Source organism: Sphingopyxis sp. H050, from assembly GCF_001468265.1.
Taxonomy (GTDB): domain Bacteria; phylum Pseudomonadota; class Alphaproteobacteria; order Sphingomonadales; family Sphingomonadaceae; genus Sphingopyxis.
This window is the reverse complement of record NZ_LNRZ01000002.1, coordinates 567900-594412: the sequence shown is the minus strand read 5'-3', so window position 1 is coordinate 594412 and position 26513 is coordinate 567900. Positions and strand designations below refer to the sequence as shown.

Sequence of the window (26513 nt, the reverse complement as noted above, 5' to 3'; positions counted from 1 at the left end):
TGGAACAAATGAAGAACAAAATTATTCGGCGGGCATTTGATATCCGCTGGCGGTCGTACAAGCCGGGGCTGCCGCTTCCAGATACGGGCGGTTCCAGCAATGGAGTAGCCCGGCGAGGACCCCAGCGTTGATCCGGTTAGCAAAACCCGATTGCGCAGCGAGCGATGCCTGCCGAGCGACCAGCGTTTCACGGTCGCGGGTAAGGAAGGCGACTGTTCCCTGAACATAGTCGTTCCAGTGCAGGCCGCCGACTTCGGTCTCGCGGCGAGCTGTCGCGATCATCCGAGCCGCTTCCTCGGTACGGCCTGCATAAGCCAGCGACCTGCCGAGATGAAAGCGTGCCGTCGTCTGGTATCGCTCGCCCGATATCGACGGACCGAAGGCGAGATAGTCGGCATAGGCGACCGCCGCCGCCTCGTGGCACCCTGCCGATCCGAGTGCGCTCCATGTGGTGCGGCTATTCTGGCGCTGATCGAATTCGGGCCACGAAAGCGAGCGATTGGCTATCAGGTCTTCGTTGGTAAGGCGACATTGGCCGGCAGATGACGGGGCCGACGGAGATGCCGTCATCGCGGCGCATCCGGCCAGAACGAAGAGAAGCGCAAGCGCCACGAAATGCCTCATTCCGTAAGCCGCGGCATCAATTCGACGAAGTTGCAGGGCTTGTGGCGGCTGTCGAGTTGGGTCGACAAGATGCCTTCCCAGGCGTCGGTGACCGCTCCGGTCGAGCCCGGCAGCGCGAAGATGAAGGTCCCGCGCGCGACGATCGCGCAGGCGCGCGACTGGATCGTCGAGGTGCCGATCTTCTGATAGCTGAGCCAGCGGAACAGCTCGCCGAAACCGGGGATGTCCTTGCCGTTGATCCGGTGGAGCGCCTCGGGCGTGACGTCGCGGCCGGTGACGCCGGTGCCGCCCGTGGTGATGACGACATCGACTTCGGGATCGTCAATCCAGTTGTGAAGCCGCGAGACGATCAGATCGCCCTCATCGGGGATGATCGCGCGCGCGGCGAGGATGTGGCCGGCGGCGGTGAGCAATTCTTCGAGCTTGTCCCCCGACTTGTCGGTCGCGACGCTGCGGCTGTCGGACACCGTCAGCAGCGCGATCCGGACGGGCCGGAAGGGCAGGCTTTCGTCAATCGGCATTGGCGAGGCCGGCGGGGCCAGCGTAAGTCAGTCGGACGCGGTCCTTGCCGTCGGGAAAGCGCGGCCATTTGCCCTGCGCCAGCGCGGCGCGGCTGACCGACGGCTTGCCCTGCTGCGCCTCGTACATCCAGTAATTGCGCAGCACGATGCCCACATAGCCGCGCGTTTCCCAATAAGGGATCGACTCGATGTAAAGCAGCGGGTCGCCGCCGTCGCGGATTTCGGTCTGCCAGCGCGCGATGGGCGCCGGGCCGGCGTTGTACGCGGCGATGACTTTGGGCAGCTGGCCGCCGGTCGAACTGTCCTTGCTGAGATATTGCAGATAGCGCTGGCCGAAATCCATGTTGACCGCGGGAACCTTGAGGTCGCCGGGTCCGCGGCCGTCGCCGTTCCAGCGGGCGAGGTCGTTCGCGGTGCCGGGGCGAACCTGCATGAGGCCCATCGCGCCCGCCGGGCTGACGGCCTTGCGCTGGAAGCGCGATTCCTGGAGCGTGTGCGCGAAGACAAGCGCGGGATCGACGCGCCAGCCGCCGTTCGGCTCCCATTTAGGCTGCGGATAGCGCGCGGCGGCCGCGAGCTTGCGGCCCTGCGGCGTGTTGTGCGCCAGCCAGAGCTGGGTTTCGGGAAGGCTCAGCGCCTGCGCCATGCCGATCAGCTGCTCGTGCTGGCGGACGTCGCCGATGCGCGCCTGATGGCGCAGCAGTTCGTCGGCATAGGCTTCCTCGCCGATTTCCGCGAAGGCCATCGCGGCGCGGACGTTGGGCAGATCTTCCAGCGCGCGCCAGGCGCTGCGGTCGGCGCGGACATTCTCGCGCTGGGCCTTGGCCTCGACGCCGAGCGTTTCGGCGGCGAGGAGGCCGTAGAAGGTCTCCTCGTTCGCCGCGGCGGCGCGGAGGCGCGGCTGGACCGAGGCGGGCTCGCCGACCGCGATCGCGGCGCGCGCGGACCAGTAATAGGCGGCGGCGCGCTGTTCGCTGTCGGGCGCCTCGCGCGCGACACGGTCGAAGGCGGCGAGCGCGGTGCGATAGTCGCGGAGACGCCAAGACGAGAGCGCTTGCACCCATGCGCCTTGCGTCGCCCAGGCGCCGCGGCCCGACGCGCATTCGGACGCGAGGCGGAGCGCGCTTGCGTCGTCATTCTCGATATAATAGGACCAGGCGATCTTCTGCCGCCATTCGTCGCGCGCCTCGGGGCTGAGCTTGTCGGCGGCGGCGAGATAGAGCGCTTCGGCGCCCGCGGGGTCGTCATTCTTGATCCGGTCGGGGATCGTGCGCGCGAGGCCGGCAGCCGAGGGATCACCGACGCTGTCGGCGCCGACGCGGCGCGGCGCACTGCCTGCCCAGCTGAGGCGCGCCTGCAGCGGCAAGATCGGGATATCGGTGGCGCCGCGCTTCGCGGCGAGGCGGCCGAGCTGTTCGGCCTGCGGAAGCTGCGGCGAACGCGAGAGGATCGGCAGGATGTCGACGATTTCGGCGCGCGGACTGTTCGCGGCGGTGAGCAGTTCGGCGCGCAGGAAGTCGGCGAGCGGACCCGTATCGTCGCCGATCAGCGACTTGGCCTCGGCCCAGCGCTGGCCACGGATCGCGGTCAGCACCTGCGTGTAAAGCTGCTTCTGTTTCGAAGAGAGCGTGTCGGGCACGGTCTGCGGCGCGGACAGGAAGTCCGGGTTGGCGTCGGCGGCCAGCGCCGGCGTTGCGCCGATGGCCAGCGCAGCGAACGCGCATGAAAGAAGGGTCCTGGTCATATCCTGCATCTGTCAACGTCCCCGGTTGAACAGTTTCAGACTGTCCCACGCGGCGGCTTTCTGCGCCGGCCGGGACAGCAGCATCGCGGGGCTCGCGATTGCCACGGCGTCCACTTTGCCGCCATCTTGGTTAATATCGAGTAACCTGCCGCGCGTGTCGGCGAGCGGCAAGCCGGCGGCCATGCGCGTGATCTCGCTGCCGACCAGGAGCAGGCGGCCGGGCTTCGCGAGCCGCAGATGGTGCCAGAGCAGCCGGTCGAGCTCGGCGGCGTCGCGATCGTCGATGCGCCCGCCGGGCGGCCGCGTGATCGCGAGGCTGGCGAGATAGCAGTCGGCGCGGGCCAGACCGATCGCGCGCAGCATCGCATCGAGAAGCCGGCCGGCGGGGCCGGTGAAGAGTTCGCCCTCGCGCTGGTCGTCGATTTCGGGCCAGGCGGTCATCAGCATCAGCGGCGCCTCGACGCGACCGACCGGCAGGACGCGGCGTGCATCCCATTGGCTGCCGGGAACGTCGGCGCTCGTCGCCAGCCATGCTTGGAACGCGTCCCATTCGTCGGGAAGCGCGACCGGGCCACTGGATATGGCCTCGACGGGAGCCTCACGCCGCTGCAGCGCGACGGGCAACGGTGCTGCCTCGGGCTCGGCGGACGGCGTGATTTTGGGTTTTGCCGCGACATCGTTGGCGGCGGGCACGTCGAGCCAGCCCGCCGGCGCCTCGCCGACCAGCGCATCGACGCCGGCCAGCGACCACCAGTCATGATAGCTCGCGGCCAGCAACGCGGAATTTTGCCCACCCATGAATTTGTTTCAAACAGACAGTTGACGGACGCGTCAATTGGAAGGCATCGCAATTCGTGACAGAATGAGCGCGGGACACGATGAATGATCCCGCGCGGGGACGGCAGAAAGGTACTTGCGGTGAGCGAACGGGAATCGATGCCCTATGACGTCGTGATCGTCGGGGCGGGCCCTGCGGGTCTTTCGGCGGCGATCCGTTTGAAACAGCTGGCGAACGAGGCGGGCAGCGAGTTGTCGGTCTGTATCCTCGAAAAGGGGTCCGAGGTCGGGGCGCATATCCTGTCGGGCGCGGTCATCGACCCCAAGTCGCTCGATGAGTTGATCCCCGATTGGCGCGAGCAGGGCTGTCCGCTGGCGCAGGTTCCGGTGAACGACAACCAGCATTGGGTGCTGACCAAAGCCAAGAAATTCAACCTGCCCGAATTCATCTCGCCGGGCTTCATGCACAACAAGGGTACTTATACGGGCAGCCTCGGCAATCTGTGCCGCTGGCTCGCAGAGCAGGCCGAGGGGCTGGGTGTCGAAATCTTTCCCGGCTTTCCGGCCGCCGAAATCCTCTACCATGAGGATGGGTCGGTTAAGGGCGTCGCGACCGGCGACATGGGCGTCGCGCGCGACGGCAGTCACAAGCCGGACTATGCGCCCGGCCTTGAACTCCACGCCAAATATACCTTCTTCGGCGAAGGCGCACGCGGGCATCTGACCAAGGTGCTAAAGCCGCAATTCGCGCTCGACGCCGATTGCGAGCCGCAGGTCTATGGCTTGGGCGTCAAGGAGCTTTGGGACATCAAGCCCGAAAACCATGCCGAAGGCCGCGTCATCCATACGCAGGGCTGGCCGCTCGATCATAATTCGAACGGCGGCGGTTTCCTCTATCATCAAGCCAACGGCCAGGTCGCGCTCGGCTTCGTGACCTGGCTCAACTATCGCAATCCGCACACCTCCCCCTTCCAGGAAATGCAGAAGTGGAAGACGCACCCCGAGATCGCCAAGATCCTGAAGGGCGGCAAGCGCGTCTCCTATGGCGCGCGCGCGATCAGCGACGGCGGCTACCAGTCGGTGCCCAAGCTGTCCTTCCCCGGCGGCGCGCTGATCGGCGACAGCGCCGGTTTCCTGAACGTGCCGCGCATCAAGGGCACGCATACCGCAATGAAGTCGGGCATGATGGCCGCCGAAGCGGCTTTTGCTGCGGTCAGCGCCGGCCGCGGCAACGACGCGCTCGACGCCTATCAGGCGGCCTATGACGACAGCTGGGTCAAGAAGGAACTCAGCGTCGTGCGCAACGTGCTGCCCCTCGTCGAGAAATGGGGCGATCTTGCGGGCACGATCTTCGCGGGCATGACGATGTGGCTGGAAACGTTGAAGATCAAAGTGCCCTTCACGATGAAGCATCATCCCGACAATACGACGCTGTACCGTGCCGACATCATGCCGAAGCCCGATTATCCCAAGCCCGACGGCGTGCTGACCTTCGACCGCCTCTCCTCGGTGTTCATCTCCAACACCAACCATGAAGAAGATCAGCCAGTCCATCTGCAGCTGAAGGACCCGTCGATCCCGGTCGAATATAATCTGCCGATCTATGACGAGCCTGCGCAGCGCTATTGTCCGGCGGGGGTCTATGAGATTGTCGGGCAGGACGTCGGCGATCCCAAATTCGTGATCAACGCGCAGAATTGCGTCCACTGCAAGACGTGCGACATCAAGGACCCGACCCAGAATATCAACTGGGTCACTCCCGAAGGCGGCGGAGGCCCCAATTACCCCAATATGTAAGCCCGCCCGTTTCGTTCTGACCGCCGGGCTGCTTGCGGCGGCGCTGCCCGTGCAGGCCGCCAAGGCCGTGAACGGATCGGCGCTGGGCGCATTGGTGAATGCGCGGCTGGCCGAAGATGCGGGCGATCCCGCCACAGCGGTGTCGCAGCTGGCGATCGTGGCGAGCGAGCAACCCGATCTGCCGGGGCTGCGTGGCCGGCTGCTCGAGCAGGCGATCCAGGCGGGCGATCTGGCGGTCGCGCGCAGTTCGGCAACGCAGCTGTGGCAGGCTGGCGACCGCCGTTTCGACGCCCAGCTGGTGCTGCTCGTCGATGCGATGCGCCGGGCGGACTGGAAGGCGGCGCGCGGCTATCTGAACGATCGTCCCGACAAGACCGGCGGCGATGCGATCGCGAAGCTGATCCAGCCGGCGTTCAACAGCTGGATCGACGTCGGCGCGCGGGAGAAGGCGCCCGAGCGCCACCTGATCGCCGCGGCCGGACGCGCGCGTCCCGAACCCGCGCTGGCGCTCGAAGCGGCGCTGGTGCAGGTGGCGGCGGGGCGGCCCGAAGAGGCCGCGAAGCTGGCGGCCGACACGATCCTGACCGATCGCACGAGCCAGCTCGTCGCGCTGCGGCTCGCATCATCGCTCGAGGCCTCGGGGCAGGGTGAGGCGGCCAAGGCGCTGCGCGGGCGCACTGCGCTTGCCGCCGACGGGCGCGAAGACCCGCTGCTGTTGCTGTCGAGCCAGCCGGTGACGATGCCGCGTGCGGGGATGGCGCATTGGCTGGGGCTGCTCGCCGATGGACTGGCGCGGACACCGAACGGCAGCCCCAAGCTGCCGCTGTTGTTCGCGCGCGCCGCCTATTGGCTGGACGATAAAGACTGGACGGTTCGTTCGGCGCTGGTCGAGGCGCTCGACCGCAACGGGCAAAAGCAACAGGCGTCGGCGCTGCTCGCCGCGACCCGTCCGCTGCCGGCGCCGCTGCAGATGCGCCGCGCCGAATTCCTGGCCGATGCGGGGGACTTCGCCGGCGCGGTCAGGATGTCCGAGGCGGCCGTGGCAGGGGCCTCGCCCGCGCGGAGCATGCTCGTGCGCGCGGCCGATATCGCGCGCCGCTCCGACGACCGCGCCGCGACCGAGCGCGCCTATGCGGCGATCGAGGCGACGCTGGGCGACGGACCGGGGGATAGGGCGCTGCGCGGAACCTTGCTGATCGCGCGCGCCGACCTGTTGCTGAAGGCGGGCGATTGGGAGGCCGGCGCCGCGCTGATGGAGCAAGCGGTCGCGCTGCGGCCCGACGACCCGACGATCCTCAATTTCGCCGGCTATTCGGCAATCGAGCGGCGCAGGAATGTCGGTCAGGCGCTCGCGAGGATCGAGGCCGCATGGAATGCCGAGCCAGGGAATTCGAGCATCACCGATTCGCTCGGCTGGGCTTATTTCCTGACCGGACGCACCGCCGATGCGATCCCCCTGCTCGAACAGGCGGAGCGCGGCGACCCGACCAACGCGGTGATCGTCGAACATCTGGGCGACGCCTATTGGCAGGCTGGACGCAAGGTCCAGGCGCGCTATGCTTGGCGCGCGGCAGCGCTGCTTGCCGAGGCGGACATGGCGACGCGGATCGAGACGAAGCTGCGCGACGGGCTGACCCCGGCAACGACGGCGCCCTGATGGCGGCGCTGAACGACACCGGCTGGGCGAAGATCAACCTGGCGCTGCACGTCCGCGCGCGGCGAGCCGACGGCTATCATGAGATCGAAACGTTGTTCGCCTTCGTCGACGGCGGCGATGCGATCGAAGCGACGGAGGCCCACGCCGACCGGCTGACCATCGACGGCGAGTTCGCCGAGGGGCTGAGCGCCGGAGCCGACAATCTGGTGCTGCGCGTGCTGGCGCTGCTGCGCGAGCGGTACGGGGCAAGCCGGGTGCCGCCGCTTGCCGTCCGGCTGACCAAGCATTTGCCGGTGGCGGCCGGGATCGGCGGCGGGTCGGCGGATGCGGCCGCGATGGCGCGGTTGGTGCGGGCGACGTTTTTGCCGGAGCTTGGCGACGCGACGCTGGCGCGGCTGACCGGGACGCTGGGCGCCGACATTGCCGCGTGCGTGGCGAGCGCGACCTGCCTCGGCGTCGGAGTTGGCGAAGAGCTGAGCCCGGTGCCGCAGCTCAATCTGACCGGAACGCCGGTGCTGCTGGTCAATCCGCGGCAGCCCGTCGCAACGGGGCCGGTGTTCGCGGCCTGGGACGGGATCGACCGCGGACCCCTGTTCACGGGGGCCGATTTGCGCGCGCAGCTCTTCGCGTCGCGCAACGACCTTCAGCGGGCTGCGATCGCGCAATGCCCGGCGATCGTCGACGTCCTGACCGAATTGGGCGCCTTGCGGCCGTGGCTGGCGCGCATGTCGGGATCGGGCGCCACCTGCTTTGCGCTGTTCGATTCGCCCGCCGAGCGCGATACGGCGGCGGCCGAAATTGCGCAGCGGCACCCCGCATGGTGGACGATGACGGGGCTGCTGCGATGAGTGAAGCGTGGCGGCAACTGGGCGCGCCGCGGGCAGGGGGCGTACTGCTGATCGGCGATCATGCGTCGGCGTGTGTGCCGGACGATGTCGATCTCGGCATCGATCGGGCGCTGCTCCGCCAGCATATCGCGATCGACATCAGCGTTGCCGAAGTGGCGGCGTTGCTCGTCGAGAACGGCGCGGTCGATGCGGCGATCCTCGGCGGCGTGTCGCGGCTCGTCGTCGACTGCAATCGCGACGAGGATGCGCCGGGCGCGGTGCCGATCGCGAGCGATGGCCATGCGATCCCGGGCAATGCGCTCGATCATGCCGGACGCGAGGCGCGGATGGCGCGGTTCTTCCGACCCTATCACGCGCATATCGCGGCGACGATCGCGGCGCACCGGCCCGCGTTCATCCTGTCGCTGCACAGTTTCACACCGTCGCTCGCCAGCGACCCCGAACAGGAGCGGCCGTGGCATGTCGGGGTGCTCTACAATGAGGACGACCGGCTTGCCGGGCCGGCGATTGCGGCGCTGCGCGAGGAAGGGCTGACGGTCGGCGACCAGCTGCCTTATTCGGGCAAGCTGCTCAACGCGACGATGAACCGCCATGCCGAGGCGAACGGGGTTCCCTACATAGGGATCGAGATGCGGCAGGATCTGGTGAGCGATGCGGCGGGGCAGGCGCTGTTCGCGGCGCGGCTTGCGCGTCTGTGCAGCAAAGTTGCATTGAATCTGGCAGGATAGGTGTGTAGAGGCGCGTCTCTTCGCTTATTTGTGAAATAAAATTATCAGGATTGCTCAAAATGCCGTCATATCGTTCGCGCACCACCACCCATGGCCGCAATATGGCGGGCGCGCGCGGGCTGTGGCGCGCGACGGGGATGAAAGACAGCGATTTCGGCAAGCCGATCATCGCGGTGGTCAACAGCTTCACCCAGTTCGTGCCGGGGCATGTTCATCTTAAAGATCTCGGCCAGATGGTGGCGCGCGAGATCGAGGCGGTGGGCGGAGTCGCGAAGGAATTCAACACGATCGCGGTCGATGACGGGATCGCAATGGGGCATGACGGCATGCTCTATTCGCTGCCGAGCCGCGATCTGATCGCCGACAGCGTCGAATATATGGTCAATGCGCATTGCGCCGACGCGATGGTGTGCATTTCGAACTGCGACAAGATCACGCCGGGCATGTTGATGGCGGCGCTGCGCATCAACATCCCGGTCGTGTTCGTCTCCGGCGGGCCGATGGAGGCGGGCAAGGTCGTCATCAAGGGCAAGGAGGTCGCGCTGGACCTCGTTGACGCGATGGTCGCCGCGGCGGACGAGAAATATAGCGACGAGGAAGTCGCCGAAATCGAGCGATCGGCGTGCCCGACGTGCGGGTCGTGCTCGGGCATGTTCACCGCCAACTCGATGAATTGCCTGACCGAGGCGCTGGGGCTGTCGCTGCCGGGCAACGGCTCGACGCTCGCGACCCACGCCGACCGCAAAGACCTGTTCCTGCGCGCCGGGCGGATCGTCGTCGAGATGTGCCGCCGCCATTATGAGGAAGGCGACGACAGCGTCTTGCCGCGCAATATCGCGACGTTCGAGGCGTTCGAGAATGCGATGAGCCTCGACATCGCGATGGGCGGGTCGACGAACACCGTGCTGCACCTGCTTGCGGCGGCGTTCGAGGCTGGCGTCGATTTCACGATGGCCGACATCGACCGGTTGTCGCGCCGCGTGCCGTGCCTGTCCAAGGTCGCGCCGGCGAAGAGCGACGTCCACATGGAGGACGTCCACCGCGCCGGCGGCATCATGGCGATCCTCGGCCAGCTCGAACGCGCGGGGCTGCTCCATGCGCATTTGTCGACGGTGCACAGCGCGACGATGGGCGATGCGCTGAACAAATGGGACATTTCGCGGACCAACGACCCGGCGGTGCAGAAATTCTTCATGGCGGCGCCCGGCGGAGTACCGACGCAAACGGCGTTCAGCCAGGACCGGCGATGGGAGTCGCTCGACCTTGATCGCGAAACCGGGGTGATCCGCTCGGCCGAGCATGCCTTCAGCCAGGACGGAGGGCTTGCGGTGCTGTCGGGCAATATCGCGCTCGACGGCTGCATCGTGAAGACGGCGGGCGTCGACGAAAGCATCCTGAAATTCTCGGGCCCGGCGAAGGTCTATGAGAGCCAGGATGCGGCGGTCGCGGGCATATTGACCGGGCAAGTTGAGGCGGGCGACGTGGTCGTGATCCGCTATGAAGGGCCCAAGGGCGGGCCGGGCATGCAGGAAATGCTCTATCCGACGAGCTATCTCAAATCGAAGGGGCTGGGCGCGGCCTGCGCGCTGGTCACCGACGGGCGCTTCTCGGGCGGCACGTCGGGGCTGTCGATCGGCCATGTCTCGCCCGAAGCGGCCGAAGGCGGGACGATCGGGCTGGTCGAGAATGGCGACCTGATCAACATCGACATCCCGTCGCGGACGATCGTGCTGGCGGTCGCCGACAGCGTGCTGGCCGAGCGCCGCGCCGCGATGGAGGCGAAGGGCGAGGCTGCGTGGCAGCCGGCCAAACCCCGCCCGCGCAAGGTTTCGGTAGCACTTCAGGCCTATGCCGCGATGACGACCAGCGCGGCGCGCGGCGCGGTGCGCGACCTGTCGCAGCTGAAGGGCAAGGGATGAAGAGGCCGGGGGCGATCATCGGGGGCGCGCTGCTGCTTGCGGGCTGCGGCGGACCCGACAATGAGAGGCTGGCCGAAGCCGAAGCGCGCGGATCGAAGGAAGCCGCCGAGAGCGGCCGCATTGAATGCGCGCTCGAGGGCGCGAAGCTGTTCGACCGCACCTGCACCGTTGAGGAAATGCGCGGCGCCGACGGCACGGTGCTGATCGTCGGCAAGGCCGACGTCGGATACCGCCGCCTGCAGATCACGACCGACGGACGCGGCGTGGTCTCGGCCGACGGCGCGCTGCCCGCGAAGGTCACGATCGTCGGCGACGGGGTGATCGAAGTGGCGGTCGGCATGGATCGCTATCGCCTGCCCGCCAACACCCGCGGAGCGAAGTAGCGCGACTTTTGCCCCGGGCGTGTTAGGCTTTGTCCATGTCCGTTCCCGCCGACGCCCCGATCCTGACGAGCGACGCGATGCGCGCGGCCGAGGCGGCGTGCGCGGCGTCGGGAACCTCGCTGGCCGAACTGATGGACCGTGCGGGCGCGGCGGTTGCCGATGTCGCATGGCGCATGGCGGCGGGTTCGCCGATCCTCATCCTGTGCGGTCCGGGCAATAATGGCGGTGATGGATATGTCGCGGCGCGGTTGCTGGCAGAGCGGGGCGCGGCGGTGCGCGTCGCCGCGCTTGCGCCGCCGGCTACCGATCTGGCGAAGGCGGCGCGGGACCGGTGGACGGGTAACATCGATGCGTTGGACGAGCATCTGTCGCCCGCACCTGTCATCATCGACGCGCTGTTCGGCGTCGGCCTCAGCCGGCCGCTTGCGGGCGAGCTGGTGCAGCGTCTGGGCCGATTTTCGGACAAGCGCATTGTTGCCGTCGATGTGCCGAGCGGGGTCGATGCCGACGGGGTGCACGATTGGGATCCGCCGCTGGCGGCGAGCGCGACGGTTGCGCTTGGCGCGCTCAAGCCCGCGCACATATTGCTCCCCTCGGCGCAGCATTGCGGAACGGTGCAGCTCGCGCCGATCGGAATTGTAGCGGATCGGACGATGCGTACGCTGCCGCAGCCCGCGGCGCTCTTGCCCGATGCAAGGTCCCACAAATTCAACCGCGGGATGATGCTGGTGAAGGCCGGCCCGATGGCGGGCGCTGCGGGACTCACCGCGGCTGCTGGATTGCGCGCAGGTGCGGGCTATGTGGTGCTGAGTGGTGCCACGCGCGCGCCCTTTTCGGCGATCATCGCCGAGGATGCGGCGGGCTATGGCGAGCGTCTGGCCGACAAACGGCTCGGCGCGGTGGTGATCGGGTCCGGCTATCCGGCAAGCGACCGCCTCGCCGCCGACGTGGCGGCCGCGCTCGATGCCGGAAAGCCGGTCGTGCTCGACGCGGCGGCGATCGACGCGGCGCTGCCGAGGCTGCGCCGACAACGCGGTGACATACCCGTCATCCTGACGCCGCACGAAGGTGAGTTCGCGCGCGCCTTTCCCGATCTGCGCGGCAGCAAGATCGAGCGGGCCCAGGCGGCGGCGGCCAACAGCGGCGCGGTCCTGATCTACAAGGGGGCCGACACGGTCATCGCGGCGCCCGATGGCCGCGTCGTCGCCGCTTGGCCCGGCAGCCCATGGCTTGCCACGGCGGGGACGGGCGACGTGCTTGCCGGCGCCTGCGCGGCAATGATGGCCCGCGGCGGCGATCCCTTCGACGCAGCGGTCGCGGCGGTGGGCTGGCATATTGCGCAGGCCGCGCGTATAGGCCCCGGCCTTGTAGCAGACGATCTGATTAGGGACTGACATGAGCGAACCAGCGCTGATCGAGCGCATCGCCGCGCGGGGCGACGGCGTGACCGCCGACGGTCGCCATGTCGCAGGGGCGGTCCCCGGCGATCGCGTCCGCGATGACGGCATCCTGATCCCCGGCCCGAACCGCGCCGATCCGGTGTGCCGCCATTTCGGCAAGTGCGGCGGCTGTGAGCTTCAGCATGTGGCGGAACCCGCGCTAGCCGATTTCGTCCGCGACCGCGTCATCGGCGCCCTCGAAGGCCAGCATATCGCGGCGGGCGAGGTGCTGCCCGCGCTGCTGTCGCCGCCGCAGAGCCGCCGCCGCGCGACGCTGTCCGCACTCCGGACCGGCAGGCAGGTGGCGCTGGGCTTCAACGCCGCGCAGAGCAACCAGATCGTCGATATGCGGATGTGCCCGCTGCTGCTGCCCGAATTGTTCGCGCTCGTCGCACCGATCCGCACCCTCCTCGAAACCATCGCGCCGCAGCGCCGTCCGGTGAAGGTCAAGCTGCAAATGCTCGATCAGGGCGCCGAGGTGGTGCTCGAAGGGGTGAAGACGGACGGGCTCGACGCCGCAATGGCGCTTCAGGATTTCGCCGGCGAGCACCGGCTGGCGCGGCTCGAGATCGACCAGGGCGACGGGCTGGAGACCGTGTGGCAGCCCGAGCCGCCGACCGTGCGCTTCGGTGAGATTTTTGTCGAGGTGCCGCCCTTTTCTTTCCTGCAGGCGACCGCGACGGGGCAGGCGGCGCTGGTCGATGCGGTAAGGCGCGCGATCGGCGATGCGCCGGCGGTGGCCGATTTGTTCGCGGGCGTCGGCACCTTCGCGCTGTCGGTGCAGGCCGGGCGCAAGGTCTACGCCGCAGAAGGCGCGCGCGATGCGATCGCGGCGCTGACCGGCGCCGCGAATCGCGCCCGCGCGCTTGTCGCGACCGAGCATCGCGACCTGTTCCGGCGGCCGCTGGTGCCTGCCGAGCTCAATCGTTTCGGCGCCGTGATCCTCGATCCGCCGCGCGCGGGGGCCGAGGAGCAGGTCAAGCAAATGGCCGAAGCGACGACGCCCGCGATCGCCTATGTCAGCTGCAACCCCGCAAGCTTTGCGCGCGATGCGAAAATCCTCATCGCGGGTGGCTATACGCTCGACTGGGTCCAGCCCGTCGGCCAGTTCCGCTGGTCGACCCATGTGGAACTGGCCGCGCGCTTTTCCCGCTAGGGCTTAGTGCAGCACGAAGCCGATGAAGGCGTGCAGGCAGAGCGCGATCAGCGCGAGGCTGGCGAGCGCGAAGATGCCGAAGCGCCACATCACACGGTTCACCGTCGCCTGCACGATGCTGTGCAGGATGCGCAGGCCGACGTAGGCCCAGGCGAGCTGCGTATTGAGCCCGCCGCCCATGCCGCCGACCGCGAGCGCCAAGGCGACCGCATAGAAGACCGTCGGCTGCTCCATCAGATGGTTGTAATTATGCGCCTTCCACTGGACCTCGGCGGGCAATACCTCGTCGAGGCCGCGGCCCGTCGTGCCGACAAGGTTCTTGGCGTCGATCTTGGCGCGCTGCATCGCCGGGATGCGCGTCGCGTACATCCACAGCCACATGACCATCGACCAGAGCGCCAGCGTGGCGACCGGTCCCAATATTGCATTCGTGTCCATATTCTCTCCCCCCTCAACCCAGAGTTGCGATTACCGCCAGCCCCGACAGCGCGAGCAGGCACAAGGTCGCCACCGAAAAAATCGCGAAGCGCACCGGAATGCGGTTCACCGTCGACTGCCACAGGCTGTGGGCGATGCGCAGCACGACATAGGCCCAGGCGAGTCCGCGAGTCAGATCGGTATCGCCGCCCGACAGCTGCAGAAAGACGAGCACGGCGTAAAAGATCGTCGGCTGTTCGCACAGATGCGTATAATTGTGCGATTTCCAGTTGGTTTCGGGCGGCAGCACGCCCTCCAGGTCGACGCCGCGGCCGCCCGGCGGCGCGGCCTTGATGTCGATGCCGATCTTGGAAAAAGCCTGAAAGCGCGTCACACCCGCCCAGGTCAGCATGACGATCGTCCACAGCGCGAGCACCGCGCCGGGTGCGAGCAAACCATTCGACATGTGCCTCCCCCTTATGATTTTCCCGCGATGCTAAGGCGCGCGGCCGACAATGCAACGGTCGAAGTTCAGCGGCGGTTCGCGATCTCCGCCCGGATCGAGTCACCGTCGCCCCCGATCGTCGGCGCAAAGCCCAGGTCGCGCGGCGGGGCGGCGCCATATTTGACCGGCGGCTGCATTTCCCAGAAACCGCCGACTTGCGGATGCTCGCGGTGGCGGAAAAATCCGGTGGCGACGAGATGCGGGTCGTCCTTGATATCTTGCAGGTCGCGGACCGACATGGCGGGGATGTCGTTTGCGGCGAAGAGATCGAGCCATTCGGCCGTGGTCTTCGCCGGCGTCTTGCGCGCGATCTCGCGATAGACCAGCGGCATATGCTTGCCCTTGGCCTTCGCTGCCTCGAATTCGGGAGAGCCGAGCAAAGTTTCGCTGCCGAGCAGACCCATCAGCCGTGCCGTCGATTCGGGCGTATAGGGGACGACCGCGATATGGCCGTCGGCGGTCGGGAAGGGCTGACGCGCCGGATCGAGCTGACGCGGATAGCCCACGGGGCCGATGGGCGGGTCGAGCGTCGCGTCGCGCAGATGTTCGGTCAGCATGAACGCCGCGAAGCATTCGAACATCGGCACTTCCACCTGCTGGCCTTCGCCCGTGCGAAGCTTGTGGACCAGTGCGGCGAGGATGGCCTGCGCGCCGAACTGGCCAGCGATCTTGTCGGCGATCAGCGAGGGGAAATAGCGCGGGCGCGGATCGCCGTCGACGCGGGGGAGCAGGCTGGTGGTGCCGGTCGCGGCTTGGATAACGTCGTCATAGGCCTGAAGATCGGCGTAGGGGCCGTCCTGCCCGAAGCCCGTGCCGTGGACATAGATGATGTCGGGCTTGATCGCCTTGCAGCCTTCGTAATCGAAGCCGAGCCGGGCGATCGCCTTGCCGCGGACATTGTGGAAGAAGACGTCGGCGGTCGCGATCAGGTCGCGCAGCGTTGCCGCATCGCCCGGATTTTTGAGATCGAGCGCGATCGAGCGCTTGCCGCGGTTCACGGTCAGGTGCGTCGATCCCATCGTCGGATCGGGAATGCCAGAGCCGAGATAGCGCGATACGTCGCCGATACCGGGGGCTTCGACCTTGATGATCTCTGCGCCAAGGTCGGCGAGCATCTGGGTCGCATAAGGGCCGAAGATGACCGTGGTCAGGTCGATGATGCGGATGCCGGCGAGCATGGTCATGCGGTAATTGCCTCTCCCTGTTTCGCGCACGACAGAATGGTTGCGGAAGAAAACGGAAAAGGCAATCCGCACAAACGAAAAGGGCCGGCGCATCGCTGCGTCGGCCCTCTGCATTCGTTCATTCCGACGGGATCAGAACAGCTTCGTCACCGTTGCGCTGCGGCGTTCCTGTTCGACTTCGCCGGTGTAGAGACTCGCCATCGGTTCGTCGCTGACGACGTGGATTTCCTCGGCGCCAAAGCCGTTGAACCTGGTCCGCATTGCGCAGCCATAGGCGCCGAGCAGGCCGATCTCGATGAAATCGCCCGCCTTGACGTCCGCCGGCAGGTAGAAGGGGCCGGTCATATGGTCGAGGTCGTCGCAGGTCGGGCCATAGAAGCTGAACGGCACCAGTTCGGCGTCGCTCTCCGGCTCGCGCAGCAGCGAAACCGGGAAGCGCCAGCCGACATGCGCAGCGTCGAACAGCGCCCCATAAGCGCCGTCGTTGATGTAGAGTTCGTCGCCGCGGCGCTTTTCGACGCGCACGATCAGCGAGCTATACTCGGCCGACAGCGCCCGGCCCGGTTCGCACCAGAGTTCGGCCGAATAGCTGATCGGCAGGCTTTCGAAGCTGCGGTGGATCGTCTCGAAATAGGCGCCCAGCGGCGGGGGTTCCATGCCGGGATAGGTCGACGGAAAGCCGCCGCCGACATCGACGATGTCGACCGTCACTGCGGCCGCCACGATCGCGGCGCGCACGCGCTCCATGGCCTGCGCATAGGCATGCGGCGTCATCGCCTGGCTGCCGACGTGGAAGCAGATGCCAAGCGCGTCGGCAGCCTGACGGGTCGCCATCAGCAGCTCGCCGACTTCCTCGGGCTCGGCGCCGAACTTGGCGGCAAGGCTGAGCTTCGAATGGTCGGACGAGACGCGCAGGCGCACGAGCAGGTTGAGGTCGGTGGCCCCTTCGGTCGCGCGGACGATCTTTTCCAGCTCTTCCATCGTGTCGAGCGAGAAGGTGCGCACGCCATGCTTCCAATAGGCTTCGGAGATCGCTTCCTCGGCCTTCACCGGATGCATGAAGCAGAGCGTTGCCTTTGGCAGTTCGCGCGCAACGAGGCGCACCTCGGCGATCGAGGCGACGTCGAAATGGGTGAGACCCGAATCCCACAGCACGCGCAGCAGATCGGGCGACGGATTCGCCTTGACCGCATACATGGTCGTGCCGGGAAATCGCTCGATGAAGAAACGCGCTGCGCGCCGCGCGGCATGCGGGCGGACAAGCGTAACAGGTTCGACCGGCGAAAGTGCCTGAATCAGCCCGTGGGCGCTATGATGCTGGTGCAACTCAAGGGACCCCCAAAAAATACGTTAAACATCCAAGGCTGCCTTGCGGTTATTGGAAGTCCCCCTGGGGCAGCGGAGAGCGCATATATGGAGGGGGGTCCCCCCTGTAAAGACCCTATCGCGCAATTTTGTAACAGTGCGGTGATAGGCGCGCCGAGCCGGGGCAGAGCTGCGTTTACCAGCGCAAAACCGAGACAAGAACGTGCGGCGGCGTTAGACAGGACTGCCCAACGAAAGGATAGAATCGCCATGACCTCCCGCGCCGACGTCAATTATGATTTTACCGACGCGGAGCTCGAGGAGCTCAAGGCGTTCGGGACGGTCGAGTCGCACAAGGCGGGCGATCTGCTTGTCGAGGAGGGCGCCATGGCGCCCGATTGCATCATTACCCTGTCGGGCCACACCGACATATATGCATCGACCGACGACGGGCGTAAGCGCGTTGGCTGGATGGAGCGCGGGCAGTTTGCTGGCGACCTGTCGGTGCTGACCGGACAGCGCCACCTGTCGCGCGTCGAGATGGGCGCCGACGGCGAGATCATCCGTATCGCGCATGCCGATTTCCAGCGCATGATCGCGGGCAATTCCCATTTCTCCGATATCTTTGTCCGCGTGTTGTCGGCGCGGCGCGAGTTCAGCAAGCACCGCGGCTTTGCGGTGACGATCATCATCGGCGATGCGATGGACCGCAGCGTCTATGCGATGCGCGACCTGTTGATGAAGCATGGCGTCGCGCATCGCTGGTTCGACCCGGCCGACGGGCCGGTCGCCGGGCATTTGCTCGCCGAACGCGGACTGACCGAGGAGCAGCTGCCGGTCGCGATTCTGGGTGCGGCCGAAGTGCTGATCCAGCCGACGCCGGAGCAGCTGGCGGCGGGGCTTGGACTCGATCTGCTTCCCGACGGCGCGACGGCGGACGTGCTCGTGGTGGGCAGCGGCCCCGGAGGCTTGGCCGCGGCGGTCTATGCCGCGTCCGAGGGGCTGACGGTGATCGCGCTCGACGCGCTCGCGCCGGGCGGTCAGGCTGGCACCTCGTCGAAGATCGAGAATTATCTGGGCTTCCCGACCGGTATTTCGGGCAACGAGCTGGCGCGCCGCGCGACGGTGCAGGCCCAGAAATTCGGCGCGCGGCTGGTCTCGCCTGTGCGTGCCGCGTCGATCGGGCGCGACGGCGACGCCTATTGCCTGCACCTTGCCGACGGCCGAAAGCTGCGGAGCCGAGCGGTCGTGGTCGCGAGCGGTGCGAAATATCAGAGCCTGCCGATCGAGGGGATCGAGAATTACGAGGGCCGCGGCATCTATTATGGCGCGACGCCGATGGAGGCCCAGCTGTGCGGCAATGCCGAGGTGACGGTGGTCGGGTCGGGCAATTCGGCGGGGCAGGGGGCGATCTACCTCGCCGACGTCGCAAAGAAGGTCTATGTCATCTTTCGCCGCAAGAGCCTGCGCGAGACCATGTCCGAATATCTGGTCAAGCGGCTGGAAGAGCATCCGAATATCGAGATCATCGGATCGACCGACGTCGTCGCGCTGCGCGGCGAGGGGCAGCTCGACGGCCTGACCTATCGCTGCCGCGACACGGGAGCCGAGGATCTGTGCGACTGCAAATTCCTGTTTCTCTTTCTCGGCGCCAGCCCGAACACGATGTGGCTGCCAAAGGAGATGGTCTGCGACGACAAGGGGTTCGTGAAGACCGGCGCCGACATCGCCCCGATCGAGCTCGTCAAGGCGGGCTGGTCGCTCGATCGCATGCCGAGCCGCTATGAAACCAGCTGGCCGCGCATCTATGCCATCGGCGACGTTCGCAAGGGATCGGTGAAGCGCGTTGCCTCGTCGGTCGGCGAAGGGTCGGTCGTGGTCAGCGACATCCATCAGGCGCTGGCGGAGGTGGCCGCGGACGTCAGCTCAGCCGCGTCTTGAAATCCTCGTAGCCGAATTCGCGGATCAGCTTGAGTTCGTCGGTTTCGCTGTCCCACAGCCAGATCGAGGGCAACGGCACACCGTTGAAGGTGTTCGTTTTCACCATCGAATAATGCGCCTGGTCGAGGAAGGCGAAGCGCTGGCCGATGCGCGCGCCGCCGGGCAGGCGATAGTCGCCGATCACGTCGCCCGCGAGGCATGAGGGACCGCCAAGGCGCGTCACCATTCCCTCGGTGCCCTCGCCCAGCATCGCGGGACGGTACGGCGCTTCGATCACGTCGGGCATGTGGCACGTCGCCGAAATGTCGGTAATCCCGATCGGCATGCCATTGTCGAACAGGTCGAGCACCTCGCCGACAAGGATGCCAGCGTCGAGCGCGATCGCTTCGCCGGGTTCGATCATGACGTCGCAATTCGTCGCGGCGCGGACCTGCTTCAGGAAGGCGATCAGGTCGCCCGTCTGATAGTCGGCGCGCGTCACATGATGGCCGCCGCCGAAGTTGATCCATTTGAGCTGACCGAAAAAGGGACGCAGCATCGGCTGCACCGCGGTCCAGGTGCGCTCGAGCGGCGGAAAATCCTGTTCGCAGAGGCTGTGCATATGGATGCCGTCGACGCCCTCCATATGCTCGGGAAGCAATTGGGTGACCGGAAAGCCGAGGCGGCTGCATGGAGCGGCCGGGTCGTACTTCGCGACCTCTCCCTCGCTGTGCATCGGATTGATGCGCAGGCCGACGTCGAATCTTTCGCCCTGGGCGCGCAGCGCGTCGAGGAGCGGGCGGAAGCGGGCGATCTGGCCGGGCGAATTGAAGATCAGATGATCGGACAGCGCCGCGATCTCCGGCAGGTCGGCTTCCTTATAGCCGGCGCAATAGGTGGCGACCTCCTTGCTGCCGTCGGGGCCGCCATAGGCCTCGCGGCCGAGCTTGGCCTCGAAGAGCCCCGAGGCGCAGACGCCGTCGAGATAGGAGGCGACGGTGGGCCCGAGCGACCACATCGAAAAGGCCTTGAGCGCTGCAAGCACGCGCGCGCCCGACTGGTCGCCGATGTGGCGCAGGACCGAGAGGTTCGCGCGCACCTTTGCCGCATCGACCACGAAAGCGGGCGACGGGACGCGGTTGAGGTCGAAATGGGCAAAGGCTCCGGGGTCGCCGGCACGGGTTTCCATGTCGCTATAGATTCCTACGAGACCGCAATCGGCCCCTTGAAGATGAAGAACGCCCCCGCCGCAATCAGTCCGAAGCCGACGAGATGGTTCACGGTCAGCTTCTCGCCGAGCCAGAAGACCGCGAACCCGGCAAATATGATCAAGGTGATCACCTCTTGCAAGGTCTTGAGTTCGGCGGCGCTGTACACGCCATAGCCGATGCGGTTCGCCGGGATGACGAGGCAATATTCGAAAAAGGCGATGCCCCAGGCGATCAGCACCGCGAGCCAGATCGGCCGCGACACCTCGCCGAGCTGGCCGTACCAGGCCAAGGTCATGAAAATGTTCGAGATGAACAGGAGGCCAATCGGCGCGAGATAGGCGGTCATTTCTTCTCTTTCGTCAGCGGCAGTACGTCGGCGAGCAGCGCGGCGAAGAAATGCCCCGGCTCCTCGACCATCGGCATATGGGCCGAATGTTCCAGCCAGATAAGCTTTTTCGACGGCGCCTTGGCCTGTGCGAACCACGCGGCGGCGACGGGCGAGGGAACGGTATAGTCGTGGCGTCCGAGCAGGAAGATCAGCGGCACGTCGAGCTTGCGGATGGGCTTGAAGCTGACGTCGGCGAGGCGCGGCCAGAGCGTAGTTACCGAAAACTCGCTGCCCTTGCCCCACGCCTGCCGGTCGGCCTCCGTATATTCGGGCGAGAGGCGGGGGGTCTGGAAATAATAGGTGAGGTCGGGCTTGTTGTAGATGAGTGAGCCATAGGGGATCGCATATTTGCGCCAGCCGTCGGCTTTGGCGATGGTGAAATCGCCTTGGGGATAGGGGGCGAGCGCGTCGATCGCGGCGACGGCTCTCTTGTCGCCTGCCGCCATTGCCCGGGCCCGCGTCCAAGCCATGCCGGCTTTTTCGCCGTCGCGGAAATCGATGCCCTGACCGACGCCGACATAGGCGTAGAGGAGGTCGGGGCGCTTCACCGCGACCGACAGGCCGACGATCGAGCCCCAGCTGTGGCCCATCAGCACGACCTTGCGCTTGCCGTAGCGCTTCTTGAGCAGTTCGATCAGTTCGATGGCGTCGTCGCGGTAGCGTTCGGGCGTCATCGTTGGGGCGAGCGTTACGGGGTCGTTCAGCGGATAGCTGCGCCCGGCGCCGCGCTGGTCGTACTGAACGACGGTGAAGACATCCTCCCATGGCCGCTGGAACGCCCAGGCGAAGGGCATCTCGACCGCGCCCGGGCCGCCATGGACGAAGATCAGGATCGGATTGTCGCGGTCCGACCCGCGCACGCTGACCACTTGGCGAGCGCCGCCAAGGGTTACCTCGAAGGTCTCCTGTACGCCGTTCGGGGTGACGATCTTGCCGATGTCGGCGACAATGGCGCGCGCCGGGGCGTAGGCGTCGTCGGTTTGGGCGGCGGCGGGGAGGGATAATGCGATCGCCGTGATGATCGCGAAGACCAGTCTCATGATATGCCTCTCAACTATTCGGGCACAAAAATACACCGTTCGCCCTGAGCTGGTCGAATGGCCATTCTGTCTTTGCGCCATCGAAAGAAAGAACGGTGCTTCGACAGGCTCAGCACGAACGGGGTTTTATATCGCAAGCGGCAATTTTGGATCGGGCGCCGTCAGAAATCGAGCGGTGCGTCCAGTTCCTTCACCTGCCAGGGCAGGCCATGCTTGTTCAGCATGTCCATGAAGGGATCGGGGTCCAACTGCTCCATGTTGAACACGCCTTCGCCGCTCCATGTCCCGGTAACCATCATCGCGGTGCCGATCATCGCAGGGACGCCGGTGGTGTAGCTGACCGCCTGATTGCCGGTCTCGGCATAGGCCTCTTCATGGTCGCAGATGTTGTAGAGGTAGAGCGTTTTTTCCGTTCCGTCCTTGGCCAGGCCGGTCGCGATGACGCCGATGTTGGTCTTGCCTTTCGTCGTCTCGCCGAGGCTCGAGGGCTCGGGGAGCACCGCTTTCAGGAACTGGAGCGGGATGATTTCCTTGCCTTCATAGATCACCGGGTCGATGCGGGTCATGCCGACATTCTGCAGCACGGTGAGGTGCGTGATATAGGCTTCGCCGAAGGTCATCCAGAAACGGATGCGCTTGATCTCGGGCAGGTGGGTTTTCAGGCTTTCGATTTCCTCATGATACATGAGGTACATCGTCTTTTCGCCCACCGCCTCGAAGTCGAACGTCTGCGTTACCGACATCGGCGGGGTTTCGACCCAGGCGCCATTTTCCCAGTGACGCGCGACCGCTGTCACTTCGCGGATGTTGATCTCGGGGTTGAAGTTGGTCGCGAAATGCTGGCCGTGATCGCCGCCGTTGCAGTCGAGAATGTCGAGCGTGTCGATGCGGTCGAAATGATGCTTTTTGAGCCAGGTCGTGAAGACGCTGGTCACGCCGGGGTCGAAACCCGAACCGAGCAGCGCCATCAGGCCCGCCGATTTGAAGCGGTCGTGATAGGCCCACTGCCAGTGATATTCGAACTTCGCCTCGTCGCGCGGTTCGTAATTGGCGGTGTCGAGATAATGCGCGCCGGTCGACAGGCACGCCTCCATGATCGTGAGGTCCTGATAGGGGAGCGCGAGGTTCACGACGTGCGTCGCGCCGATCGACCGGATCAGGGCCGCGGTGGCATCGATATGGTCGGCGTCGACCTCGGCGGTCTTGATCGTGACGCCGGTGCGCTCCTTGACCGATTCGGCGATCGCGTCGCATTTGAACTTGCGGCGGCTGGCGAGCGTGATGTCGGGGAAGATGTCGGGGTTCATCGCCATCTTGTGCACCGCGACCGAACCGACGCCGCCTGCGCCGATCACCAGAACCTTGCTCATGTGAAAAATCTCCTGCGCCTGCCCAAGCGGCTTGTGTTGTATGCCGCGGCCTATAGGACGAAGCGATGACACAGCAAAGCCCCGATGCCCTGATCGACCCCGCTCGCGCGCCGACACTGGCAGGGGTTGAACGCGCGGCGGCGAAAGTCGCTGCCTTGCTGCCGCAAACCCCACTGCTGCCGCTCGAGATCGACGGCAAGACCGTCTGGTGCAAGGCCGAATGCGTGCAACCCGTCGGGGCGTTCAAGATACGCGGCGCTTGGCACCGGCTGACCGACCTGACGCCCGAGCAGGCGAACGAGGGTGTGGTGGGCGTGTCGAGCGGCAATCATGCGCAGGGCGTCGCGTGGGCGGCCAAGCGATTGGGAATCAGGGCGACGATCGTGATGCCGAGCAATGCCCCGGCGATGAAGCTGGCGGCGACGCGCAAGCTGGGGGCCGAGGTCGTGCTGTACGACCGCGTCACCGAATCGCGCGATGCGGTCGCGGCGAAGCTGCTGGCCGACCGCGGCGGGACGCTCGTCCATGCCTATGGCGATCCATGGATCATCGAGGGGCAGGGCAGCGCCGGGATCGAGGCGGCGGCGCAGATGAAGGCGCGCGGGCTGAGCGGTCCCGACAAGGTCATCGCGTGCTGCGGCGGCGGCGGCCTGTCGGCCGGACTGGCGCTCGCGCTGCCCGAGGCCGAGGTCGTCGCGGTCGAGCCCGAGGGATGGGACGATGTGACGCGCAGCCTTGCCGCGGGGCGGATTCTGTCGGTCGAGGATATGGCGTATCCGACCGAGTGCGACGCGTTGCAGACGCCCGAGACCTGGCCAATCAACTTCGCGGTCCTGCAGGCCCGCGGGGTGAAAGGCGTTGTCGTGACGCGCAGCGAAGTGCGCGATGCGATGCGGCTGGCGTTCGAGAAACTGCATCTGGTGGTCGAACCCGGCGGCGCGGCGGCGCTCGCAGCGGTCCTCGCGGGGAAGGTGTCGATCACTGACGCTACGCTCGTCACGCTGTCCGGCGGCAATGTCGACCCGTTGAAGTTCGCGGAGATCATCACCGAGTAGGAAACTTATCGAAGCCGAAGCGTTTGGACCGGAAAGGAGAAGCATGATGCAGAAGAGGATCATTCTGGCCAGTGCCGTGGCCGCGGTATTGCTGGCCGGCTGCGAAAAGGCGGAAGCGCCTGCTCCCGCCGATACGGCCTCGACCACCGAAGAAGTCCCGGTCGAAACCGTCCCCGCTGAGGGAGCCGAGACGACCGACCCCGCAACCGCGCCGCACCGCTTCGCAAGCTGGGCGGGCAAGTGGACTGGCGTCGAGGGGATGTACGTCACGATCACGCCGGGAGAGCCGGGCAAATACAAGCTGGACATGCAGTCCGACCTGGACACAAAAGGCACCTATGATGGTGAGGACAGCGAGCATGGCATCAAGTTCAAGCGCGGCGCTGAAGAGCTGAGCCTGCACCGGGGCAGCGGGGACGAGACCGGCCTCAAATATCTGGCTGGAAAGAAGGAATGCCTGATCGTCAAGGCGGGCGAGGGCTATTGCCGCGACTAGCACCGACCGTGGACGGCGCCCGGATCGCGACGTTTCTCGCGGGCTAGTCCTCGAAACCCACGAACCGCACCGCTTCTTCGACGGTCTTGCGGTTGGACACGACGGTGTTGGCGGGAAAGCTCTCGTCGGGCCAGCCGAGCGCGACGCAGATCATGATCACCTGATCGTCGGGGATGCGGGCATGCTCGCGCACGACGGGCGATTGCATGATCCCCTGGCTGTTGATCACACAGCCGAGCCCCCGCGACCAGGCGGCGTTGACGAGCGCGTTGGTGACGGCGCCGCAGTCGAAGGGCGCGATGTCGCCGCCCAGCAGCACGCGGTCATAGGTCACGACGATGCTGACCGGCGCGTCGAACTGGCGGAAGCCGCGTAGCACCCAGTCCTGCCGCGCGTCCTTGTCGTCGCGGGCGATGCCCATCGCGCCGAACAGCTGCTTGGCGATCTCGACCTGCCGAAAACGATGCGCCTCGGCAATGCCGTCAAAACGGCGGAACTCGCGGCTGTCGGGTTTGCCGGCCAGAATGCCCTCGGTATTGCCGCGCCGGATCGCGTCGAGCGGCGCGCCGGTAACGACCGAGAAATTCCAGCATTGGTTGTTGAACGACGAGGGCGCACGCATCGCGACCTCGAGGATCTCGGCGATCAATGCTTTCGGAACGGGCTTGTCGAGGAAGCCGCGGATCGAGCGGCGTCCCCTGACTACCTCGTCAAAACCCGGTGCGGTCGTCACGCGGCCTTGCGCAGCTCAAGCCGATCCCAAATTTCGGCAAGCGCCTCGGTCAACTCGCGCATCATCGCCTCGTCATGCGCCGGACCCGGCGTAAAGCGCAGGCGTTCGGTGCCGCGCGGCACGGTGGGGTAATTGATCGGCTGCACATAGACGCCGTACTCGGCGAGCAGGATGTCGCTGATCTTCTTCGCGCGCACCGGGTCGCCGACCATCAGCGGCACGATATGCGTTGTCGAATCCATCACCGGCAGGCCAGCGTCGCGGAAGCTCTGCTTGAGGTACGCCGCGGCCGCCTGCTGCGCGTCGCGCTCGACGCTTGAGGATTTGAGATGGCGCACGCTGGCCAGCACGCCCGCGACGAGCACCGGCGACAGGCTGGTCGTGAAGATGAAGCCCGGCGCATAGCTGCGGATCACGTCGATGATATTCTTGTCGGCGGCGATATAGCCGCCCATCACGCCGAACGCCTTGCCCAGCGTGCCCTCGATGATCGTCACGCGGCTCGCGGCTTCGTCGCGATCGGTGATGCCGCCGCCGCGCGGGCCGTACATGCCCACGGCGTGGACTTCATCGCAATAGGTGAGCGCGTTATATTTCTCGGCAAGGTCGCAGATCGCGTGGATCGGCGCGACGTCGCCGTCCATCGAATAGACGCTCTCGAACGCGATCAGCTTCGCCGCCTCGGGATCGTCGGCGGCGAGCAATTCTTCGAGATGCTCAAGGTCATTGTGGCGGAATACGCGCTTTTCGCAGCCGGAGTTGCGGATGCCCGCGATCATCGACGCGTGGTTGAGCTCGTCCGAATAGATGATGCAGTTCGGGAGCAGCTTGCCGAGCGTGCCGAGCGTCGCCTCGTTCGAAATATAGCCCGAGGTGAAGAGCAGCGCGCCGTCCTTGCCGTGCAGATCGGCGAGTTCGGCCTCGAGATCGACATGATAGTGCGTGTTGCCGCCGATGTTGCGCGTACCGCCCGAGCCCGCGCCGACGTCGTGCAGCGCCTCCTCCATCGCTTCGATGACCTTTGGGTGCTGGCCCATCGCGAGATAGTCGTTCGAGCACCAAACGGTGATCGGCTTCGGGCCGTTGTGCCCGGCAAAGCAGCGCGCATTGGGAAAGGCGCCCTTATTGCGCAAAATGTCGATGAAGACGCGGTAGCGTCCCTCTTCGTGCAGCCGGTCGATCGCGCGAGCGAAGATGTCGTTGTAATTCACGTTCCAGCCCCGCAATTCAGGTGCTTCGCCGCTCCCTCCGGCGACGGTATTCGGGGCCGCAATAACGTTGAAAAGCCGCGAAAGC

25 protein-coding genes are annotated in these 26513 nt (G+C 66.1%); 11 read left to right on the top strand and 14 right to left on the bottom strand.

The window, feature by feature from the left end; translation table 11 throughout:
• Positions 1-21: 21 nt before the first annotated feature.
• The 4 genes from ATE67_RS05940 to ATE67_RS05925 are packed head-to-tail and all read right to left on the bottom strand — an operon-like array spanning position 22 to position 3687.
• Positions 22-570, bottom strand: coding sequence for a hypothetical protein (locus ATE67_RS05940; protein ID WP_156416918.1), 549 nt, complete (start codon positions 568-570; stop codon positions 22-24).
• 50 nt (positions 571-620) lie between these two features.
• On the bottom strand, positions 621-1145 hold the full coding sequence (gene moaB, locus ATE67_RS05935) for a molybdenum cofactor biosynthesis protein B (protein ID WP_058815721.1): 525 nt from the start codon (positions 1143-1145) through the stop codon (positions 621-623).
• Positions 1135-2889 (bottom strand): lytic transglycosylase domain-containing protein, encoded by a 1755-nt coding sequence (locus ATE67_RS05930; RefSeq protein WP_082660234.1) that lies wholly within the window; start codon positions 2887-2889, stop codon positions 1135-1137. The genes moaB and ATE67_RS05930 overlap by 11 nt, the downstream gene beginning before the upstream one ends.
• Before the next feature lie 12 nt (positions 2890-2901).
• A complete protein-coding gene (locus tag ATE67_RS05925; protein ID WP_058815717.1) occupies positions 2902-3687 on the bottom strand; it encodes a uracil-DNA glycosylase family protein in 786 nt (261 codons plus the stop codon).
• Positions 3688-3807: 120 nt separating this feature from the next.
• Between ATE67_RS05925 and ATE67_RS05920 the strand changes: the two genes are divergently transcribed.
• Genes ATE67_RS05920 through ATE67_RS05885 form a run of 8 tightly spaced genes read left to right on the top strand, consistent with a single transcriptional unit; the run spans position 3808 to position 13593 of the window.
• Positions 3808-5463 (top strand): electron transfer flavoprotein-ubiquinone oxidoreductase, encoded by a 1656-nt coding sequence (locus ATE67_RS05920; protein WP_058815874.1) that lies wholly within the window; start codon positions 3808-3810, stop codon positions 5461-5463.
• 49 nt (positions 5464-5512) lie between these two features.
• A complete protein-coding gene (locus ATE67_RS05915) occupies positions 5513-7120 on the top strand; it encodes a tetratricopeptide repeat protein (RefSeq protein ID WP_231728058.1) in 1608 nt (535 codons plus the stop codon).
• Positions 7120-7968 carry a 4-(cytidine 5'-diphospho)-2-C-methyl-D-erythritol kinase gene (locus ATE67_RS05910; protein ID WP_058815715.1) on the top strand — a complete coding sequence of 283 codons (849 nt, stop codon included), beginning with the start codon at positions 7120-7122 and terminating at the stop codon, positions 7966-7968. Before ATE67_RS05915 ends, ATE67_RS05910 begins: the two co-directional genes overlap by 1 nt.
• Positions 7965-8696 (top strand): N-formylglutamate amidohydrolase, encoded by a 732-nt coding sequence (locus ATE67_RS05905; RefSeq protein WP_058815872.1) that lies wholly within the window; start codon positions 7965-7967, stop codon positions 8694-8696. Before ATE67_RS05910 ends, ATE67_RS05905 begins: the two co-directional genes overlap by 4 nt.
• 59 nt (positions 8697-8755) lie before the next feature.
• Positions 8756-10615: a dihydroxy-acid dehydratase gene (ilvD, locus tag ATE67_RS05900; RefSeq protein WP_058815713.1), complete on the top strand. Its 1860-nt coding sequence runs from the start codon at positions 8756-8758 to the stop codon at positions 10613-10615.
• Positions 10612-10998 carry a hypothetical protein gene (locus tag ATE67_RS05895; RefSeq protein ID WP_058815711.1) on the top strand — a complete coding sequence of 129 codons (387 nt, stop codon included), beginning with the start codon at positions 10612-10614 and terminating at the stop codon, positions 10996-10998. Before ilvD ends, ATE67_RS05895 begins: the two co-directional genes overlap by 4 nt.
• Before the next feature lie 35 nt (positions 10999-11033).
• Entirely contained in the window at positions 11034-12392 is a 1359-nt protein-coding gene (locus ATE67_RS05890) for an NAD(P)H-hydrate epimerase (RefSeq protein ID WP_058815709.1), read from the top strand.
• A gap of 1 nt (position 12393) precedes the next feature.
• Entirely contained in the window at positions 12394-13593 is a 1200-nt protein-coding gene (locus tag ATE67_RS05885) for a class I SAM-dependent RNA methyltransferase (RefSeq protein ID WP_058815707.1), read from the top strand.
• Between the two features lie 3 nt (positions 13594-13596).
• Here ATE67_RS05885 and ATE67_RS05880 read toward each other — a convergent pair whose 3' ends face one another.
• From ATE67_RS05880 to ATE67_RS05865, 4 genes are all read right to left on the bottom strand, one after another.
• On the bottom strand, positions 13597-14031 hold the full coding sequence (locus ATE67_RS05880) for an MAPEG family protein (protein WP_058815705.1): 435 nt from the start codon (positions 14029-14031) through the stop codon (positions 13597-13599).
• Positions 14032-14044: 13 nt separating this feature from the next.
• Positions 14045-14476 carry an MAPEG family protein gene (locus ATE67_RS05875; RefSeq protein ID WP_058815703.1) on the bottom strand — a complete coding sequence of 144 codons (432 nt, stop codon included), beginning with the start codon at positions 14474-14476 and terminating at the stop codon, positions 14045-14047.
• Positions 14477-14541: 65 nt separating this feature from the next.
• Positions 14542-15699 (bottom strand): CaiB/BaiF CoA transferase family protein, encoded by a 1158-nt coding sequence (locus tag ATE67_RS05870; protein ID WP_058815871.1) that lies wholly within the window; start codon positions 15697-15699, stop codon positions 14542-14544.
• A 132-nt stretch (positions 15700-15831) separates the two neighbouring features.
• Entirely contained in the window at positions 15832-17025 is a 1194-nt protein-coding gene (locus ATE67_RS05865) for a type III PLP-dependent enzyme (RefSeq protein WP_058815701.1), read from the bottom strand.
• 249 nt (positions 17026-17274) lie between these two features.
• Here ATE67_RS05865 and ATE67_RS05860 point away from each other — a divergent pair, with 249 nt between their 5' ends.
• The gene (locus ATE67_RS05860; protein WP_058815699.1) at positions 17275-18945 is read left to right on the top strand and encodes an FAD-dependent oxidoreductase; all 1671 of its coding nucleotides are present in this window, start codon (positions 17275-17277) and stop codon (positions 18943-18945) included.
• Here the strand turns inward: ATE67_RS05860 and ATE67_RS05855 are convergent.
• The 4 genes from ATE67_RS05855 to ATE67_RS05840 form a co-directional block, all read right to left on the bottom strand.
• Positions 18926-20113, bottom strand: coding sequence for a carboxynorspermidine decarboxylase (locus ATE67_RS05855; protein WP_058815698.1), 1188 nt, complete (start codon positions 20111-20113; stop codon positions 18926-18928). The genes ATE67_RS05860 and ATE67_RS05855 overlap by 20 nt on opposite strands.
• 14 nt (positions 20114-20127) lie before the next feature.
• Complete coding sequence (locus ATE67_RS05850) at positions 20128-20481, bottom strand: DMT family protein (protein ID WP_058815697.1); 354 nt, start codon at positions 20479-20481, stop codon at positions 20128-20130.
• Positions 20478-21563, bottom strand: a complete 1086-nt coding sequence (locus ATE67_RS05845; RefSeq protein WP_058815695.1) for an alpha/beta fold hydrolase — start codon at positions 21561-21563, stop codon at positions 20478-20480. Before ATE67_RS05845 ends, ATE67_RS05850 begins: the two co-directional genes overlap by 4 nt.
• A 161-nt stretch (positions 21564-21724) precedes the next feature.
• Complete coding sequence (locus tag ATE67_RS05840; protein ID WP_058815693.1) at positions 21725-22933, bottom strand: saccharopine dehydrogenase family protein; 1209 nt, start codon at positions 22931-22933, stop codon at positions 21725-21727.
• A 65-nt stretch (positions 22934-22998) separates the two neighbouring features.
• On the opposite strand from ATE67_RS05840, the gene ATE67_RS05835 reads away from it, so the two are divergent.
• Positions 22999-23988 (top strand): threonine ammonia-lyase, encoded by a 990-nt coding sequence (locus ATE67_RS05835; protein WP_058815691.1) that lies wholly within the window; start codon positions 22999-23001, stop codon positions 23986-23988.
• A 46-nt stretch (positions 23989-24034) separates the two neighbouring features.
• Entirely contained in the window at positions 24035-24484 is a 450-nt protein-coding gene (locus ATE67_RS05830; RefSeq protein WP_058815870.1) for a hypothetical protein, read from the top strand.
• A gap of 43 nt (positions 24485-24527) precedes the next feature.
• On the opposite strand, the gene ATE67_RS05825 is transcribed toward ATE67_RS05830, so the two are convergent.
• Both ATE67_RS05825 and hemA read right to left on the bottom strand, forming a co-directional pair.
• Positions 24528-25217, bottom strand: coding sequence for a nitroreductase (locus tag ATE67_RS05825; protein WP_058815689.1), 690 nt, complete (start codon positions 25215-25217; stop codon positions 24528-24530).
• A complete protein-coding gene (hemA, locus tag ATE67_RS05820; RefSeq protein WP_058815869.1) occupies positions 25214-26428 on the bottom strand; it encodes a 5-aminolevulinate synthase in 1215 nt (404 codons plus the stop codon). Before hemA ends, ATE67_RS05825 begins: the two co-directional genes overlap by 4 nt.
• Positions 26429-26513 lie beyond the last annotated feature (85 nt).

Excerpts from the sequence above, each read along its gene's own strand:
- ATE67_RS05940 (WP_156416918.1), bottom strand. The coding sequence starts at position 570 with ATGACGGCATCTCCGTCGGCCCCGTCATCTGCCGGCCAATGTCGCCTT.
- moaB (WP_058815721.1), bottom strand. The coding sequence starts at position 1,145 with ATGCCGATTGACGAAAGCCTGCCCTTCCGGCCCGTCCGGATCGCGCTG.
- ATE67_RS05930 (WP_082660234.1), bottom strand. The coding sequence starts at position 2,889 with ATGACCAGGACCCTTCTTTCATGCGCGTTCGCTGCGCTGGCCATCGGC.
- ATE67_RS05925 (WP_058815717.1), bottom strand. The coding sequence starts at position 3,687 with ATGGGTGGGCAAAATTCCGCGTTGCTGGCCGCGAGCTATCATGACTGG.
- ATE67_RS05910 (WP_058815715.1), top strand. The coding sequence starts at position 7,120 with ATGGCGGCGCTGAACGACACCGGCTGGGCGAAGATCAACCTGGCGCTG.
- ATE67_RS05905 (WP_058815872.1), top strand. The coding sequence starts at position 7,965 with ATGAGTGAAGCGTGGCGGCAACTGGGCGCGCCGCGGGCAGGGGGCGTA.
- ilvD (WP_058815713.1), top strand. The coding sequence starts at position 8,756 with ATGCCGTCATATCGTTCGCGCACCACCACCCATGGCCGCAATATGGCG.
- ATE67_RS05895 (WP_058815711.1), top strand. The coding sequence starts at position 10,612 with ATGAAGAGGCCGGGGGCGATCATCGGGGGCGCGCTGCTGCTTGCGGGC.
- ATE67_RS05890 (WP_058815709.1), top strand. The coding sequence starts at position 11,034 with ATGTCCGTTCCCGCCGACGCCCCGATCCTGACGAGCGACGCGATGCGC.
- ATE67_RS05885 (WP_058815707.1), top strand. The coding sequence starts at position 12,394 with ATGAGCGAACCAGCGCTGATCGAGCGCATCGCCGCGCGGGGCGACGGC.
- ATE67_RS05880 (WP_058815705.1), bottom strand. The coding sequence starts at position 14,031 with ATGGACACGAATGCAATATTGGGACCGGTCGCCACGCTGGCGCTCTGG.
- ATE67_RS05875 (WP_058815703.1), bottom strand. The coding sequence starts at position 14,476 with ATGTCGAATGGTTTGCTCGCACCCGGCGCGGTGCTCGCGCTGTGGACG.
- ATE67_RS05870 (WP_058815871.1), bottom strand. The coding sequence starts at position 15,699 with ATGACCATGCTCGCCGGCATCCGCATCATCGACCTGACCACGGTCATC.
- ATE67_RS05860 (WP_058815699.1), top strand. The coding sequence starts at position 17,275 with ATGACCTCCCGCGCCGACGTCAATTATGATTTTACCGACGCGGAGCTC.
- ATE67_RS05855 (WP_058815698.1), bottom strand. The coding sequence starts at position 20,113 with ATGGAAACCCGTGCCGGCGACCCCGGAGCCTTTGCCCATTTCGACCTC.
- ATE67_RS05850 (WP_058815697.1), bottom strand. The coding sequence starts at position 20,481 with ATGACCGCCTATCTCGCGCCGATTGGCCTCCTGTTCATCTCGAACATT.
- ATE67_RS05845 (WP_058815695.1), bottom strand. The coding sequence starts at position 21,563 with ATGAGACTGGTCTTCGCGATCATCACGGCGATCGCATTATCCCTCCCC.
- ATE67_RS05840 (WP_058815693.1), bottom strand. The coding sequence starts at position 22,933 with ATGAGCAAGGTTCTGGTGATCGGCGCAGGCGGCGTCGGTTCGGTCGCG.
- ATE67_RS05835 (WP_058815691.1), top strand. The coding sequence starts at position 22,999 with ATGACACAGCAAAGCCCCGATGCCCTGATCGACCCCGCTCGCGCGCCG.
- ATE67_RS05830 (WP_058815870.1), top strand. The coding sequence starts at position 24,035 with ATGCAGAAGAGGATCATTCTGGCCAGTGCCGTGGCCGCGGTATTGCTG.